At 44.0% G+C, this 15,594-nt stretch carries 15 protein-coding genes and 2 tRNA genes; 13 read left to right on the top strand and 4 right to left on the bottom strand.

Features of this window, described 5'->3' with window-relative positions; translation table 11 throughout:
* Positions 1-231 precede the first annotated feature (231 nt).
* Complete coding sequence (gene lldD, locus LIN98_RS09480; protein WP_005545672.1) at positions 232-1,377, top strand: FMN-dependent L-lactate dehydrogenase LldD; 1,146 nt, start codon at positions 232-234, stop codon at positions 1,375-1,377.
* A 242-nt stretch (positions 1,378-1,619) separates the two neighbouring features.
* Positions 1,620-3,209, top strand: coding sequence for an L-lactate permease (locus tag LIN98_RS09485; protein ID WP_005540114.1), 1,590 nt, complete (start codon positions 1,620-1,622; stop codon positions 3,207-3,209).
* A 154-nt stretch (positions 3,210-3,363) separates the two neighbouring features.
* On the opposite strand, the gene LIN98_RS09490 is transcribed toward LIN98_RS09485, so the two are convergent.
* Entirely contained in the window at positions 3,364-3,696 is a 333-nt protein-coding gene (locus tag LIN98_RS09490) for a DUF496 family protein (RefSeq protein ID WP_005540112.1), read from the bottom strand.
* A 199-nt stretch (positions 3,697-3,895) separates the two neighbouring features.
* Here LIN98_RS09490 and serC point away from each other — a divergent pair, with 199 nt between their 5' ends.
* From serC to aroA, 3 genes are all read left to right on the top strand, one after another.
* Positions 3,896-4,978, top strand: a complete 1,083-nt coding sequence (serC, locus tag LIN98_RS09495) for a 3-phosphoserine/phosphohydroxythreonine transaminase (protein WP_005567583.1) — start codon at positions 3,896-3,898, stop codon at positions 4,976-4,978.
* 74 nt (positions 4,979-5,052) lie between these two features.
* On the top strand, positions 5,053-6,150 hold the full coding sequence (hisC, locus tag LIN98_RS09500) for a histidinol-phosphate transaminase (RefSeq protein ID WP_005567586.1): 1,098 nt from the start codon (positions 5,053-5,055) through the stop codon (positions 6,148-6,150).
* A 10-nt stretch (positions 6,151-6,160) separates the two neighbouring features.
* Entirely contained in the window at positions 6,161-7,492 is a 1,332-nt protein-coding gene (gene aroA, locus LIN98_RS09505) for a 3-phosphoshikimate 1-carboxyvinyltransferase (protein ID WP_005594223.1), read from the top strand.
* Between the two features lie 87 nt (positions 7,493-7,579).
* On the opposite strand, the gene rnhA is transcribed toward aroA, so the two are convergent.
* Entirely contained in the window at positions 7,580-8,047 is a 468-nt protein-coding gene (rnhA, locus tag LIN98_RS09510; protein ID WP_005565412.1) for a ribonuclease HI, read from the bottom strand.
* Positions 8,048-8,114: 67 nt separating this feature from the next.
* On the opposite strand from rnhA, the gene dnaQ reads away from it, so the two are divergent.
* The 5 genes from dnaQ to LIN98_RS09535 all read left to right on the top strand — a co-directional run bounded on the left by dnaQ (position 8,115) and on the right by LIN98_RS09535 (position 9,862).
* Positions 8,115-8,876 carry a DNA polymerase III subunit epsilon gene (gene dnaQ, locus LIN98_RS09515; RefSeq protein ID WP_005567590.1) on the top strand — a complete coding sequence of 254 codons (762 nt, stop codon included), beginning with the start codon at positions 8,115-8,117 and terminating at the stop codon, positions 8,874-8,876.
* A gap of 93 nt (positions 8,877-8,969) precedes the next feature.
* Positions 8,970-9,046: transfer RNA gene (locus LIN98_RS09520), tRNA-Asp, on the top strand.
* A 22-nt stretch (positions 9,047-9,068) separates the two neighbouring features.
* Positions 9,069-9,145: transfer RNA gene (locus tag LIN98_RS09525), tRNA-Asp, on the top strand.
* Positions 9,146-9,327: 182 nt separating this feature from the next.
* Positions 9,328-9,582 (top strand): type II toxin-antitoxin system Phd/YefM family antitoxin, encoded by a 255-nt coding sequence (locus LIN98_RS09530; protein ID WP_005545663.1) that lies wholly within the window; start codon positions 9,328-9,330, stop codon positions 9,580-9,582.
* The gene (locus LIN98_RS09535; RefSeq protein WP_005540089.1) at positions 9,572-9,862 is read left to right on the top strand and encodes a type II toxin-antitoxin system RelE family toxin; all 291 of its coding nucleotides are present in this window, start codon (positions 9,572-9,574) and stop codon (positions 9,860-9,862) included. Before LIN98_RS09530 ends, LIN98_RS09535 begins: the two co-directional genes overlap by 11 nt.
* Before the next feature lie 56 nt (positions 9,863-9,918).
* Here LIN98_RS09535 and LIN98_RS09540 read toward each other — a convergent pair whose 3' ends face one another.
* Positions 9,919-10,260, bottom strand: coding sequence for a cupin domain-containing protein (locus LIN98_RS09540; protein WP_014167925.1), 342 nt, complete (start codon positions 10,258-10,260; stop codon positions 9,919-9,921).
* A gap of 340 nt (positions 10,261-10,600) precedes the next feature.
* Here LIN98_RS09540 and LIN98_RS09545 point away from each other — a divergent pair, with 340 nt between their 5' ends.
* The 3 genes from LIN98_RS09545 (at position 10,601) to queA (ending at position 14,000) form a co-directional block, all read left to right on the top strand.
* Positions 10,601-11,053: a 50S ribosomal protein L11 methyltransferase gene (locus LIN98_RS09545; protein WP_006710245.1), complete on the top strand. Its 453-nt coding sequence runs from the start codon at positions 10,601-10,603 to the stop codon at positions 11,051-11,053.
* A gap of 170 nt (positions 11,054-11,223) precedes the next feature.
* Positions 11,224-12,612: a prephenate-dependent tRNA uridine(34) hydroxylase TrhP gene (gene yegQ, locus LIN98_RS09550; RefSeq protein WP_005567594.1), complete on the top strand. Its 1,389-nt coding sequence runs from the start codon at positions 11,224-11,226 to the stop codon at positions 12,610-12,612.
* Between the two features lie 296 nt (positions 12,613-12,908).
* Positions 12,909-14,000, top strand: a complete 1,092-nt coding sequence (gene queA, locus LIN98_RS09555) for a tRNA preQ1(34) S-adenosylmethionine ribosyltransferase-isomerase QueA (protein WP_014167926.1) — start codon at positions 12,909-12,911, stop codon at positions 13,998-14,000.
* Positions 14,001-14,043: 43 nt separating this feature from the next.
* Here queA and LIN98_RS09560 read toward each other — a convergent pair whose 3' ends face one another.
* Positions 14,044-15,180 (bottom strand): pyridoxal phosphate-dependent aminotransferase, encoded by a 1,137-nt coding sequence (locus tag LIN98_RS09560; protein ID WP_005588606.1) that lies wholly within the window; start codon positions 15,178-15,180, stop codon positions 14,044-14,046.
* Positions 15,181-15,594 lie beyond the last annotated feature (414 nt).

Genomic DNA, 15,594 nt, shown 5'->3' on the forward strand with positions numbered 1-15,594 from the left:
AGAGTGAATCCGGCCTGTTCGGTATCATGCACTTGCATTTTCCGGTTTTCCGGCTAAGTATTGATACCTCCACAGGTAAACTCACTCAAATAATCGTCATAATTTTGTGATCTTCTGCACATTTTACAAAAAATATGTAAGTATCTTGACTAAATTGTTTGCAAAGAAAAATTACTTACATTATTGTTAAATAATAGTTATCAATATGTAATATAAAAAGAGGTAATACCAATGATTATTTCGTCCGCTAACGATTATCGTGAAGCCGCACGTCGCAAAGTTCCACCTTTCATGTTTCATTATGCTGACGGTGGTTCTTATGCAGAACAAACCCTAAAACGTAATGTAAACGATCTGGAAAATATCGCGCTTAGGCAACGTGTATTAAAAGACATGTCACAACTGGACACTCAAATTGAGCTGTTTGGAGAAAAATTATCCATACCTGCAATTCTTGCGCCCGTGGGAGCGCTGGGTATGTATGCGCGCCGCGGTGAAGTACAAGCCGCTAAAGCTGCTGCAAGCAGAAATATTCCATTTACTCTTTCGACAGTTTCAATCTGCTCTATTGAAGAAGTTGCTCCAAAGATTGATCGTCCGATGTGGTTTCAGCTTTATGTGTTGAAAGACAGAGGGTTTATGCGTAATGCTCTTGAGCGGGCAAAAGCCGCCGGTTGTTCAACTTTAGTATTTACTGTTGACATGCCAACTCCCGGTGCACGTTATCGGGATATGCACTCAGGTATGAGTGGTCCTTATAAGGAAATCCGTCGTATCATTCAAGGGATAACCCATCCCTTTTGGGCATGGGATGTCGGAGTTAAAGGTAAACCTCATACATTAGGCAATGTGTCTCACTATATGGGTAAGCAAATTGGTTTAGATGACTACATTGGTTGGCTTACAGAAAACTTTGATCCCTCTATCTCGTGGAAAGATTTGGAGTGGATCCGTGAATTCTGGGATGGTCCGATGATTATTAAGGGGATCTTAGATCCAAAAGACGCTAAAGACGCCGTACTTTTCGGTGCAGATGGTATTGTGGTGTCAAATCACGGTGGTCGTCAATTAGATGGTGTGTTATCCAGTGCACGCGCCCTTCCACCGATTGCAGAAGCTGTAAAAGGTGAAATTAAAATTCTGGCAGATTCGGGTATTCGTAACGGGTTAGATATTGTCAGAATGATTGCGCTGGGGGCAGATGCCTGCATGATCGGACGCTCTTTTGTATATGCACTTGGTGCGGCAGGTCAGTTGGGCGTGGAAAATATGCTGGATATTTTCAAAAAGGAAATGCATGTTGCCATGACACTTACCAGCAATCAAAAAATTAGTGACATTACTAAAGACGCATTAGTAGATTTAAGTAAGCTATAACCTATTAATACGTAAAATATCAAACGGCGTATTTTATATACGCCGCCTTTAATTTGAGTGAAACCATAATAATCAAAAACCAAGAATTCACGCCTAAAAAATAAGCATAAAAAATCACCCTGTTAACCAAGAAAATTAACTTTTGTGGTTAAATCAGGGTTGTCAGTTTTACCATAATTTACACAGCTCATATATTCAGTACATGAGCTATTAATTTAACTAATTTAGCATCGGAGTACTCTATGGCTCTTTTCTTAAGTGTCTTTCCAATAATTCTATTAATTTATTTAATGGTTAACCGCAATGCTTTACCATCTTATATAGCGCTCCCTTGGATTGCTGCCGTGGTATTTATTATCCAACTAGTATTCTTCGGTACCGATATTACTATTGTTAGTGCAAACATCGCTTCAGCATTAGTTGCAGTACAGACACCGGTTACAGTAATCTTTGGTGCAATTTTATTTAACCGCTTTTCAGAAATCTCCGGAGCCACAAATACACTGCGCAAATGGTTAGGAAATATTAATCCTAATCCTGTTGCTCAGATTATGATTATCGGCTGGTCTTTCACTTTCATGATTGAAGGTGCCAGTGGTTTTGGTACACCAGCAGCGATTGCCGCACCTATTTTAGTAGGGCTAGGCTTTCCTGCACTAAAAGTAGCAATGTTAACGCTGGTAATGAATTCCGTACCGGTTTCTTTCGGTGCAGTGGGCACGCCAACATGGTTCGGTTTTGGTCCGTTAAATCTAACAGAAAATCAAATTCTTGAAATTGGTTCTATGTCGGCTCTAATTCATAGTATAGCGGCACTTATTATTCCACTTATTGCATTGCGCTTTATCGTCAGTAGCAAAGAAATCATCAAAAATATTCGATATATTTATCTGTCAATTTTCTCTTGTACCGTACCCTACTTTTTACTGGCGCAAGTTAATTATGAATTTCCGGCACTGGTAGGAGGCGCTATCGGTCTGTTTATTTCAATTTTTCTAGCTAATAGAGGTATTGGTTTGGAAAAAACCGAGAATGCATTAAATGGTCCTGTGGTTAATTTCCCAAATGTAGTTAAAGCGTTATTCCCTACCGGATTATTAATCATAATCTTAATCATAACCCGCCTACAGCAACTTCCATTTAAATCTATAATGAACGACACTACGTCATGGTTCAGTGTTCAGCTGGGTTCATTAGGAACTTTCGACATAAGCAGAGGGTTAATTCTCAGCTTAAAAGATATTTTCTCAACTCAAATCAGCGCAAGCTATAAATTACTCTATGTACCGGCATTACTGCCATTTATTGTCACTGTATTGATTGCAATTCCGATATTTTCTATTACTAAAACCCAAGCTAAAGATATTTTTGCCAGTAGTTTCAAACAAACAAAGAACCCATTCTTTGCGCTTGTCGGGGCATTAATCATGGTAAATCTGATGTTAGTCGGTGGCGATAATTCAATGGTAAAAATCATCGGTAAAAGTTTTGCAGAAGCAACCGGTCAGTATTGGACTATATTTTCTTCATACTTAGGGGCAGTAGGGGCTTTCTTCTCCGGTTCAAATACAGTGTCTAATCTAACTTTCGGTAGCGTACAGCTTTCTACTGCTGAACTGACCGGATTGTCCTCTACTTTGATACTTGCATTACAATCTGTAGGCGGTTCAATGGGTAATATGGTATGCATCAACAACATCGTTGCCGTTAGCTCAGTACTGAACATTAACAATGTAGAAGGCGTAATAATCAAGCGTACCGTGTTACCGATGATCATTTACGGTATTATCGCGGCCATTGTTGCCATTACAATTGTCCCTCTTATCTATTAAGGACTAGCCTCAACTTAAGGTTCCCTTAAAGCTTATAAAAGAAAAAGTGCGGTCAAAATTTACTGTGGATTTTGACCGCACTTTATTAACATTAACACCATTTCACCACAAAAATGGCGAGTTACCTCACCATTCTTTTACCTACCGCCCTACTTTATTTTTTCGCGGATTCCCCATGGGATTTCTGTTGTGACTTCATTTTGCTGCTGATTTCGCGACGTTGTTTAGACAATTCGGCATTGCGGATAACATAGTCGTCCACGCGGTTTTCGTAGTCATCGCGCATATTTTCGATAATCGTGCGCACATCACGAATTGACATATCGTCACGAATGTACTGATCTAAGTTTTGTAACAACAATACGCGTTTCTGGTTATCACGGATTTTACGATTATTATCGTCCATATCGCGCAATAGTTTATTTTTTAAGCGATACATACGCACATACTCCAAAACATCCTGAAAAGATTTATTCACATTGTCCATCAATTTGCTCCCTTGTTATAAAAAATGAATGGCGATAATGTAGCCTTTTTTGTGAATTTCGTCAAAAAATTCGCACTTTTTACAGGGGATTATTTTTCTTTCCCGCAAATTAAAAAAATTTCCGTAAAAATCATTGATTAGAAAACGGCTAGGTGATAAAACGTAACCCTCTTTTTATTTATTTTAAGGAAATAATTATATGGCGAACGTATTTAATTTCAGTGCCGGTCCGGCGATGATGCCGCAAGCGGTGTTAGAACAGGCGCAACAAGAATTACTGAACTGGCAAGGGCAAGGCACTTCGGTGATGGAAGTTAGCCACCGTGGCAAATTGTTCATGGAATTAATCACCCAATCCCAAGCGGATTTTCGTAAGCTCTATAACGTTCCTGAAAACTACCAAATCCTGTTTTTGCAAGGCGGTGCGCGCGGTCAATTCGCCGCCATTCCGATGAATTTATTACGTGAAAACGGCAAAGCCCTGTATTTAAACAGCGGTCACTGGTCTGCCACCGCCGCCAAAGAAGCCCGTTCCTTCGGCGAAATTGACGAAATCAATATTCTGGAACCGGGTGACGAATTAAAAGTAAAACCTTTAGATTTCAGCGACATCGCCGAACAATACGATTATGTGCATTACTGCCCGAACGAAACCATCAGCGGCGTAGAAATTTTTGATGTGCCGAATGTAGGCAACGGCGTGTTGGTAGGCGATTTCTCTTCCACCATTCTCTCCCGCAAAGTGGATGTCAGCAAATTCGGCTTAATTTATGCCGGTGCACAAAAAAACCTCGGTCCGGCAGGGATTACCATCGTGATCGTACGTGACGATCTCATCGGTAAGGCACGTAAAGCCACACCGTCCATTTGGAATTACGAAATTCAGAAAAACAGCGATTCCATGATCAACACCCCGCCGACTTTCGCATGGTATTTATGTGCCTTGGTATTCAAACATTTATCGGCTATCGGCGGCTTGCCGGAAATCGAAAAACGCAACCTGGCAAAAGCGAAACTGCTTTACGATTATTTGGACGGCAGCGATTTCTACCGCAATAATGTGGCGAAAGCCAACCGCTCTTTAATGAATGTCACCTTTACCACCGGCGATGATGAACTGAACGCCAAATTCATCGCCGAAGCCACCGCCGCAGGTTTACAGGCGTTAAAAGGGCACAAAGTGCTTGGCGGTATGCGCGCGTCCATTTATAACGCCATGCCGATTGAAGGCGTACAAGCATTGATTGCCTTCATGCAAAAATTCGCGGAAGAAAACGCGTAACGATCATAAAAGTGCGGTTGAAATTCATGATAAAAATCAACCGCACTTTTCTTTCATCACCACTCGGAGCAACCATGCAATATATCGATCGCGCCAATGAAGGCGTCAAAACCCTTTTGCCTTATCAAGCCGGCAAACCCATTGAAGAATTGGAACGCGAATTAGGCATTGAAAACATCATCAAACTCGCCTCTAACGAAAACCCTTTCGGCTTGCCGCCAAGTGCGAAAAAAGCCATTCAAGCGCAATTAGACAACCTCAACCTTTATCCCGATTCCAACGGATTTTATTTCAAACAGGCGGTTGCCGAGAAATTCGGTTTACAACCGGAGCAAATCACACTCGGCAACGGCTCCAACGATTTAATCGAGCTCATCGCCCACACCTTTGCCTCCGAACAAGATGAAGTGATTTATTCCCAATACGGCTTCATTGTTTACCCGCTGATCAGCCAGGCTTTGAACGCCAAGCGCGTGGAAATTCCGGCGAAAAATTATGGCAATGATTTGAAAGAATTTCTGAACGCCATCACGCCAAAAACCAAATTGATCTACATTGCCAACCCGAATAACCCGACGGGCAGCTTTGCAAATGCGACAGAGATTACCGACTTTTTAGCGCAAGTGCCACCGCAAGTGATTGTGGCATTGGACGAAGCCTATGTGGAATTTACCGAGCCGAGCGAACGGGTGGATTCTTTCGGTTTGTTGGCAAAATACCCGAACCTTATCGTGTGCCGCACCCTTTCTAAAGCCTACGGATTAGCCGGCTTGCGTATCGGTTATGCGGCTTCCTCAGTGGAAATCGCAGGGCTGTTAAATCGCGTACGTCAGCCCTTTAACTGCAACAGTCTGGCACTTGCCGCCGCCACAGCCGCCATTAAAGATGACGAATTTGTGGCAAAAGTTGCCGAAAATAACCGAATCGGTTTGCAATTGCTGCAAAACTTCTTTGACGAAAAAGGACTGCGCTATGTGCCGTCCAAGGGAAATTTCGTCATGTTGGATTTGCAACAGCCTGCCGTCCCCATTTATCAGGCGTTACTGCGTAAAGGCGTGATCGTGCGCCCGCTTGCAGGATATGGTTTGCCGAATCACTTGCGCATCAGCATCGGCTTGCCGGAAGAAAATCAACTTTTTTTAACCGCACTTAGCGAAATTTTAGGCTTATAACGGACGACTTATGCAGCAAGCAATTTCCATTACGCTCAATCCCATTGCCCGCGTTGAAGGTGCCATCAATTTGCCGGGCTCGAAAAGCCTGTCCAACCGCGCCTTATTGTTGGCGGCATTGGCGCACGGCACCACCAAAGTGACCAACCTGCTGGACAGTGACGACATCCGCCATATGCTCAACGCCTTAAAACAGCTCGGTGTGCAATATACGTTGTCTGAAGACAAATCCGTATGCGAAGTACAAGGCTTGGGTGGCGCCTTTCAGTGGCACGACGGCTTGGCATTATTTTTAGGCAATGCCGGCACCGCCATGCGCCCGTTGGCGGCAGCACTTTGTTTGGCGCGTGCAGGCGATTCCGCGCAAAATGAAGTGATTTTAACGGGTGAACCGCGCATGAAAGAACGCCCGATTCGACACTTAGTGGATGCGTTGTTACAAGCGGGCGCCGATATTCGTTATTTAGAAAATGAAGGCTACCCGCCTATCGCCATTCGTAACACGGGATTACGCGGCGGTTTAATTAAAATCGACGGTTCCATTTCATCGCAATTTTTGACCGCACTTTTAATGGCGGCGCCCCTTGCGGAGAGTGACAGCGAAATCGAAATTATCGGTGAATTGGTGTCCAAACCGTACATCGACATCACACTCAACATGATGAAAATCTTCGGCGTGAGCGTGGAAAATCAACATTACCAACGCTTCATCGTAAAAGGCAAACAATCCTATCAATCACCCGGCTCATTTTTAGTGGAAGGTGATGCTTCCTCCGCCTCTTATTTCTTAGCGGCAGGCGCCATTAAGGGCAAAGTGAAAGTGACAGGCATCGGCAAAAACAGCATTCAGGGCGATCGTCTGTTTGCCGACGTCTTAGAAAAAATGGGCGCGCACATCACTTGGGGCGAGGATTTCATTCAAGCGGAACAAGCGCCGTTACATGGTGTGGATATGGACATGAACCACATTCCCGACGCCGCCATGACTATCGCCACCACCGCCCTTTTTGCGGAAGGCGAAACCGTGATTCGTAACATTTACAACTGGCGCGTGAAAGAAACGGATCGTTTAACCGCCATGGCGACGGAACTGCGCAAAGTGGGCGCGGAGGTGGAGGAAGGCGAAGATTTTATTCGCATTCAACCGTTAAAACCGACGGAATTTAAAGTGGCGGAAATCGAAACCTATAACGATCACCGCATGGCAATGTGCTTTGCGCTCATCGCCCTTTCCGACACGCCGGTAACGATTTTGGATCCGAATTGCACGGCAAAAACCTTCCCGACCTTTTTCAAGGAGTTTTTAGCCATCGCGCAACAACCGACCGGCGAAACGAACTAGCCGCACAAGGCAAATGAAAAACGCCGTAAAAACAAACCGCACTTTATGCTTCATCACATAAAGTGCGGTTCTTTTTTCGGGCGGATTTTATGCTTCCGGTTGATAACCTTCATCGTTTAACGTCGGGTTCTCTGCGCCCTGCTTTGCCAGTTGATCGCAAATTTCATTTTCACGATGCCCCGCGTGCCCTTTCACCCAACGCCAATCCACCTTATGGCGGGCGATCGCCTGATCTAACGCCATCCACAAATCCTGATTTTTCACCGGTTTGCCGCTACTCGCTTTCCAATGATTTTTCTTCCAGTTAAAAATCCACTGGGTGATGCCGTTTTTCATGTATTGGCTGTCGCTGTATAAATGAATGTCGCAGGGCTCTTTTAGGCTGTTTAGGGCTTCCACCACCGCCAATAATTCCATGCGGTTATTAGTGGTCAAAAAAAAGCCTTTGGACAGTTTTTTTTCGTGTTGTTTGTAACGTAACAAAATGCCGATACCGCCCGCACCGGGGTTGCCGAGGCAGGATCCGTCGGTAAAAATTTCGATTTGTTTGCGCATATTGACTACTAATTTATTTCAAATGAGGCGATAATACCCGAAATTTTTGCGTATAAAAAGTAGCGTTATGAGTATTCAAATTAACCCGAATCGCCAAATTGTACTGGATACGGAAACCACCGGTATGAACCAGTTAGGCGCCCATTATGAAGGTCATTGCATCATTGAAATCGGTGCGGTGGAAATGATTAACCGCCGTTATACCGGCAATAATTTTCACATTTATATTAAGCCGAATCGTCCGGTGGATCCCGATGCTATTAAGGTACACGGTATCACCGACGAAATGCTGGCGGACAAACCGGATTTCAGTCAGGCCGCCAATGAATTCATCGAATATATCAAAGGCGCCGAGTTGCTTATTCACAACGCGCCCTTCGACGTGGGCTTCATGGATTATGAATTCGCCAAGCTGAACCTGCCGATTAAAACCAACGACATTTGCCTGGTGACCGACACGCTGACCATGGCGCGTCAAATGTATCCCGGCAAGAAAAATAACTTGGATGCGCTCTGTAGCCGTTTGGGGATAGATAACAGTAAACGTACGCTACACGGCGCGTTACTGGATGCGGAGATTCTGGCGGATGTATATCTTGCCATGACGGGCGGGCAAACCAGCCTGTTTGATGAAAGTGAACCGGAAATTATTCAGCACGCCGGCGAACAGCAAGTACAAAGTGCGGTCGTTTTTTCACACAATTTACGCCTGCTCACCCCGACGGAAGAAGAACTGCAGGCGCATTTGGAGTACCTCAAATTAATCAATAAAAAAAGCAAGGATAATTGCCTTTGGGAGCGTCAAGCCCAGGAAGAAACCTTGCATTAATAAAATCGTTCACCGATTAAACAAGTAACCCCAAAAGAGAAAAAAAAAGTTGACGGAGTGTCCCTGCGCCATTATTATGCACCTCACCTGTGCGGAGTGGTAGTTCAGCTGGTTAGAATACCTGCCTGTCACGCAGGGGGTCGCGGGTTCGAGTCCCGTCCATTCCGCCAATTGTTTTATCTATTCTAATTCGGAGCGGTAGTTCAGCTGGTTAGAATACCTGCCTGTCACGCAGGGGGGCGCGGGTTCGAGTCCCGTCCGTTCCGCCAATTTCTCTAAACTAAACGTTCACATTATTTTATCGCCTAAAATTTTATAATTCACATCCACGCCGACCTTCTTTATTAAAGATTTACTATTATCTATCCGTCCAAATAACGCAAGAATACCTTTAAAAAATTTTTAAAAGTATTATTATAAGACGCCAGAATCAGTAGAAAGGGGAAACATTATGGCAATACATCAAATTTTGACACAACAAGCCGCAAGCATTACCGATTTAAAACGGGACCCAATGGGCATTGCGTACGCAAGCCAAGATGGTGCCGTAGCCATATTAAACCGTAACCAACCAGCCTTTTATTGCGTCACGCCTGCATTATTTGAATATTTTCAAAATCTGGTAGAAGATGCAGAATTAGGCAGAATTGCTGAAGAGCGTCTGGCAACCCTTGATCCGATTGAGGTAAGCCTTGATGACTTATAAACTCACTTTTGATAAAAGGGCTTTAAAAGAGTGGCAAAAGTTAGGCGATACCATACGCCAACAATTCAAAAATAAACTTGCGGAACGCTTAGAAAATCCGAGAGTACCGGGCGACAAATTAAGAGGTTATCAAAACCTTTATAAAATCAAACTCCGCGCAGCCGGTTATCGCTTAGTTTATGAAGTTAATGATAACCAAATTTATATTCTTGTTTTATCCGTGGGTAAACGGAATAGATTAGACGCATACAAAAATGCAGAATTCAGACAAGCTCGGTAAAACGGGCTTTTTTTAACCCTTGAATTTACAATCCAAGTGCCTCTCTGCTTACCTCACTATCTCCCCTCTTTCGGGAACACCACCGTCAAGAACATTTTGAAATTCTCCAAGGCATACAAAGCATGGGGAATGTCCGCAGGCAGCACGATACTTTCGCCGGCATTGACTTCGTAGTCGGTTGTGTCGATAGTGATTCTGGCTTTGCCTTCCAATATTATTGTCACCAAAGCATCACCACGGGATTTATGGGCGCTGATTTCCTCGCCTTTCGGCAGACAAAACATGGTTAAGCCCACGGCAGGGTTTTGTGAAAATGTTTTGCTGATAACTTGTCCGTCTTGATATGCCAGAAGATCATTCAATTTAAGAACGGTGGCTTTTTCAATGTTTTTTAACATATTTTTGCTCCTTTTAAATCGTCAAATCAAACTGCTTGTCGCTCAATAAATAGGCGACAAGCCGATTATACCCCTACAACAAATGCAATTCATTATCATCTGAATATTTATTGGTTTACATCAAAAAAACATCGCCAAAAACCACCGCACTTTAGAGAAAAATACGCTCCCCGTCGCCAAAAGTGCGGTCGTTTTTGCATTTAAAAATAAATCCTTGATCCCGCTCACAATATGACCACAAGATGCTTTTCTTATTTTGAGCGTCTTTTTACAATGAAAGCGTTTTTAAAACATTAAAAACACCATTCACATTTACTTCAGATATCACAAGGGTCTTATTATGAAAATCTTAACTTGGCCTGTGGTTGCAGGTGCTGCACTTGGTATCGTTGCTCCACTTCTAACCTACAATGGCAATCCCGGCAATATGGGCTTCTGCGCAGCCTGTTTCTTGCGCGACACAGCGGGCGCACTCGGTCTGCATCGCGCCACACCGTTACAATATTTACGCCCCGAACTTATCGGTTTGGTATTGGGCGCATTCTCCATGGCACTTTGCGGACTTTGCTTCTCGCTCGGTGGCGGTTGCCCGGGCAAAAAATTGGTGAACATCGGCGAAGGCAATAATGACGCCGCCCTCTTTGTATTAGGAATGGTGTTAGGTGCTACCGCCGCGCATAATTTTGCGCTCGCTGCTTCCCCTGCCGGCGTGACACAATTTACGCCTTATGTATTCGTCATCGGTTTTGTGGTCTGCCTTTATATCGGACTGACGAATAAATCCAAGATTTAACCTTTACCGAAATTTCCACGCCCGCAAACCAAGCGGGCGTTTTGCGTTAAAAAACACCGAAAAAACCCACCGCACTTTTCCTTTACAAAAACCAAAATCCGCCTAAAATAGCCGTCCTTACGATTTGCCTTGGGCAAATTCCTGACTTGAAATCAGACAAAGAGACTTTTATGACAACCCCATTTAAACCTGAATTACTTTCTCCTGCCGGCTCGTTGAAAAATATGCGCTATGCCTTTGCTTACGGTGCAGATGCGGTTTATGCCGGTCAGCCACGTTACAGCCTGCGCGTGCGCAACAACGAGTTCAATCACGCCAATTTAAAAATCGGCATTGATGAAGCTCACGCCCTCGGCAAAAAATTCTATGTGGTGGTGAACATCGCGCCACATAATTCCAAGCTCAAAACCTTTATCAAAGATTTACAACCGGTCATCGACATGGGGCCGGATGCGTTAATTATGTCCGATCCGGGCTTGATCATGCTGGTACGCGAAAACTTCCCCAACATTGACATTCACCTTTCCGTGCAAGCCAACGCGGTAAACTGGGCGACGGTGAAATTCTGGAAACAAATGGGCTTAACCCGCGTGATTTTATCCCGCGAGCTTTCCCTTGATGAAATCGCCGAAATCCGCCAGCACGTGCCGGATATTGAACTTGAAATTTTCGTTCACGGCGCACTTTGCATGGCGTATTCCGGTCGTTGTCTGCTTTCCGGCTATATCAACAAACGCGACCCGAACCAAGGCACCTGTACCAACGCTTGCCGTTGGGAATATAAAATGGAAGAAGGCAAAGTGGATGACGTCGGCAACATCGTGCCGAAAATCGATCCGCGCCAACAAATTGAAGTGAAAAACGTCGCCCCGACGTTGGGCGAAGGCACCGTGACCGACAAAGTGTTCCTTTACACCGAAGCACAAAATCCCGACGAGCAAATGACCGCCTTTGAAGACGAGCACGGTACTTATTTCATGAACTCCAAAGATTTACGCGCCGTGCAACATGTGGAAAAATTGACCGCACTTGGCGTGTATTCCTTAAAAATTGAGGGGCGCACCAAATCCTTCTATTACTGCGCCCGTACTGCGCAAGTTTACCGCAAAGCGATCGACGATGCGGCTGCCGGCAAACCATTCGACGAAAGCCTGATGGATACGTTGGAATCTTTGGCGCACCGTGGCTACACCGAAGGCTTTCTGCGCCGCCACACCCATGATGAATACCAAAACTACGAATACGGCTATTCCATTTCCGAACGTCAACAATTCGTCGGTGAATTCACCGGCAAACGTAACGAACAAGGCATGGCGGAAGTGGCGGTGAAAAATAAATTCCTGCTTGGCGACGAAGTGGAAATAATGACACCGCAAGGCAATATCGTCTTCAAAATCAATAAAATGCTTAATCGCAAAAACGTCGAAGTAGATGCCGCATTAGGCGACGGACATTTTGTCTTCTTAGACGTGCCGCAAGACATCAACTTGGATTACGCGCTGTTAATGCGAAACCTGGTCAACACTAACACACGCAACCCTCACGAAAAGAAAAGTTAATATTTTGTTAAAATCATGTTGCAATATTAATTTGGGTCTATATAATACGCACATACCCTAGAAAAATATAACTCAAAATACATTATTCAGCCCTTCCCCCTTGAAAGGGCTTTTTTTCGTCTTGTAGAAAGTAGAATTGAGTAAAAAATACCTTTAAGTATGCTCACAATTACCTGCTATTTGTATTGCTAACAGAAACCAGCGCAATTTCTTTTTAATAGATTATTCATTCCCCTTGAGATCCTCCCCAATCCGCACTAGACTACCGCCCTCTTTTTTAAACCAAATATTCCATTATGCGTGTTGCCGATTTTTATTTTGATTTACCTGATGAGTTGATTGCCCGTTATCCGAAAACGGAGCGGACAGCCAGCCGATTGTTACAACTGGATGGTGAAAACGGGGAAATTTTTCACCGCACTTTTAGTGATGTGTTGGATCTGATTAACCCCGGCGATTTGATGATCTTCAATAATACCCGTGTGATTCCTGCACGGATGTTCGGGCGTAAAAGCAGTGGCGGGAAAATAGAGGTGTTGGTGGAGCGGGTGTTAAGCGAATCCCTTTTTTTAGCTCATGTTCGCGCCTCCAAAGCACCGAAGGAAGGCGCGGAATTGATCTTAGGCGAGGATAAACTGGGAGAAGGTCACGGCGTAAACGCCGTCATGGTGGGGCGTCAAGGCAGTTTGTTTGAGATCGAAATAGCCGAAAAACAGACCGCACTTTTTGATGTATTGCAGAAAATCGGGCACATGCCGTTGCCGCCGTATATCGATCGCCCCGATGAAGAAGCGGATCAGGAACGCTACCAAACCGTGTATAACAAAGTGCCCGGCGCGGTTGCCGCCCCAACGGCAGGGCTACATTTTGACGATGAATTGTTGACGAAACTCAAAGCCAAAGGGGTAAATTTTACCTTTGTTACGCTACACGTTGGGGCGGGAACATTTCAGCCGGTTCGCGTGGAAAATATTGAAGATCACGTGATGCACGCGGAATATGTGGAAGTGCCGCAAGAAGTGTGTGATGCCATTTTGGCGACCCAAAAAGCCGGTAAACGGGTGATTGCGGTAGGGACAACCTCCGTGCGTTCCATTGAAAGTGCGGCATTGGCAGCGGAAGAGAAGAAAAGTGCGGTGCTTATTGAGCCTTATTTTTCCGATACGTCCATTTTTATTTATCCGGGCAAATCGTTCCGCGTGGTGGATTGCCTGATTACCAATTTCCATTTGCCGGAAAGCACGTTAATTATGTTGGTTTCCGCCTTTGCGGGTTTTTCCTATACGATGAATGCCTATAAAAGTGCGGTAGAAAATCGCTATCGTTTTTTCAGTTACGGCGATGCAATGTTTATCAGTAAAAATCCTGATGTGAAGGGATTGAAATAACGGGTCTCAGAAAAAATAAAGATGGGCTGTCCCACCTTTATTTTTATACCCAACCGTTTTGTCTGAATTCTTTGAGGACTTTAACAAAACGTTGCATTTCTTCCGGCGTTCCTAAGGTTAAACGGCTCCAGCTTTGAATCGGTAAAAATTCACGTCCGACCAAAATGCCATTTTCTTTCATACGCTCCTGGTAGGTTTGGACATCCCCTTTAATTTCATGAAAAATAAAGTTGCCGTTAGACGGTGCAAATTTTAAACCCAGTTCTCGCAATGCGTTTTGCACGATTTTACGGGAGGCTTCGTTGCTTTGTAAGCTCAGTTGGGAGAAAGTTTTGTCTTTCAAGGAAGCAAGCGCGGCAACAGCACCGGCAATGTTGATATTGTCAATGGACATGAATTTATCCACTTCTTCCACCACATCGGAATTCGCCAGCATATACCCCACGCGATAACCTGCCATGGCATAAAATTTAGAGAAAGTGCGGGTGACGGCAACATTTTTAAAACCCTGTTTAATCAGCTTAACGCCACTTTCAAAAGCAGGATCCTGTACATATTCGGCGTAGGCTTCATCTAGTAAAAAGAAATAATTTTCCGGCGCTTTTTTAATCCAACGGAATAACTCTTTTGCCGGCGTAACGGTTGAAGTTGGATTATTCGGGTTACACAAATAGAAAATACTCACGCCACTAAACTGCTCGGCGGTTTCTTGTAATTTTGCCAAATCAAATTGGAAATCTTTAGTCAGCGGCACCTTAACAACCGGCACATTCATGGCTTGCGCATATAATTCGGCATAATTAAACGTCGGATCCGGCACCACCAGCTGAACCGTCTGTTTCGCCTGTCTGGCTTTAAATACCTGTGACTGAATAATTCCACGAATATTTTCAGAGGATCCATTCCCCAAGGAAACGAAATTATCTTCCAGATTATATTTTTCAGCTAATTGACGGATTAATTCACTACGATGCTCATCGGGATAACGGGAACCAATCCCAATGCTATTAATAATCGCCTGTTTTGCTTTTTCCGACATACCCAATGAATTTTCATTGAAATTCAAATGTAGAATACCGGAACCACTACCTCTGCCTTTCTTTTTTGCTATCAACCCCGGCGCAATAGTCATCCCGATAACTGCGGCGCCGGTTAATTTCAGAAGTTTTCTCCGTTGCATAAAGCTCTACCTTTATGAATAATCACATTTAAAATATAAGTATAAATATTAATACGATAAATATCTTTTTCAAGAAAAACCTTGGGCTATGCCAAAAATTGAAACTTATTAAGCGCCGAAAGAAGGCGGTGTTTGACTTATTTTCGGGCAAGTCATAAAATAAAAAACAAGGAATGGCGATAACCATTCCTTGCGGCATCAATTACTATGAGCCAGTGCTACTTTTCAATAACAGGCAAAGTAGAATAATGATGACCAATTTAATAAAAAATTTAATCATATTTTTATCCTTATGATTATAACAAGGATCTACTAATCTAGCCCAACAGCGGCAACTGGCGGACTATCATTAGTAGAGTCCGCCTCTGCTCGTAAGAGCATTGCGAAAAATTATAGCATGAAGCCTGTATATTT

It is taken from the genome of Aggregatibacter actinomycetemcomitans (genome assembly GCF_023518055.1).
Classification (GTDB): domain Bacteria; phylum Pseudomonadota; class Gammaproteobacteria; order Enterobacterales; family Pasteurellaceae; genus Aggregatibacter; species Aggregatibacter actinomycetemcomitans.

Bases quoted from the DNA above. Each gene is read 5' to 3' on its own strand.
- lldD (WP_005545672.1), top strand. From the start codon at position 232: ATGATTATTTCGTCCGCTAACGATTATCGTGAAGCCGCACGTCGCAAA.
- LIN98_RS09485 (WP_005540114.1), top strand. From the start codon at position 1,620: ATGGCTCTTTTCTTAAGTGTCTTTCCAATAATTCTATTAATTTATTTA.
- LIN98_RS09490 (WP_005540112.1), bottom strand. From the start codon at position 3,696: ATGGACAATGTGAATAAATCTTTTCAGGATGTTTTGGAGTATGTGCGT.
- serC (WP_005567583.1), top strand. From the start codon at position 3,896: ATGGCGAACGTATTTAATTTCAGTGCCGGTCCGGCGATGATGCCGCAA.
- hisC (WP_005567586.1), top strand. From the start codon at position 5,053: ATGCAATATATCGATCGCGCCAATGAAGGCGTCAAAACCCTTTTGCCT.
- aroA (WP_005594223.1), top strand. From the start codon at position 6,161: ATGCAGCAAGCAATTTCCATTACGCTCAATCCCATTGCCCGCGTTGAA.
- rnhA (WP_005565412.1), bottom strand. From the start codon at position 8,047: ATGCGCAAACAAATCGAAATTTTTACCGACGGATCCTGCCTCGGCAAC.
- dnaQ (WP_005567590.1), top strand. From the start codon at position 8,115: ATGAGTATTCAAATTAACCCGAATCGCCAAATTGTACTGGATACGGAA.
- LIN98_RS09530 (WP_005545663.1), top strand. From the start codon at position 9,328: ATGGCAATACATCAAATTTTGACACAACAAGCCGCAAGCATTACCGAT.
- LIN98_RS09535 (WP_005540089.1), top strand. From the start codon at position 9,572: ATGACTTATAAACTCACTTTTGATAAAAGGGCTTTAAAAGAGTGGCAA.
- LIN98_RS09540 (WP_014167925.1), bottom strand. From the start codon at position 10,260: ATGTTAAAAAACATTGAAAAAGCCACCGTTCTTAAATTGAATGATCTT.
- LIN98_RS09545 (WP_006710245.1), top strand. From the start codon at position 10,601: ATGAAAATCTTAACTTGGCCTGTGGTTGCAGGTGCTGCACTTGGTATC.
- yegQ (WP_005567594.1), top strand. From the start codon at position 11,224: ATGACAACCCCATTTAAACCTGAATTACTTTCTCCTGCCGGCTCGTTG.
- queA (WP_014167926.1), top strand. From the start codon at position 12,909: ATGCGTGTTGCCGATTTTTATTTTGATTTACCTGATGAGTTGATTGCC.
- LIN98_RS09560 (WP_005588606.1), bottom strand. From the start codon at position 15,180: ATGCAACGGAGAAAACTTCTGAAATTAACCGGCGCCGCAGTTATCGGG.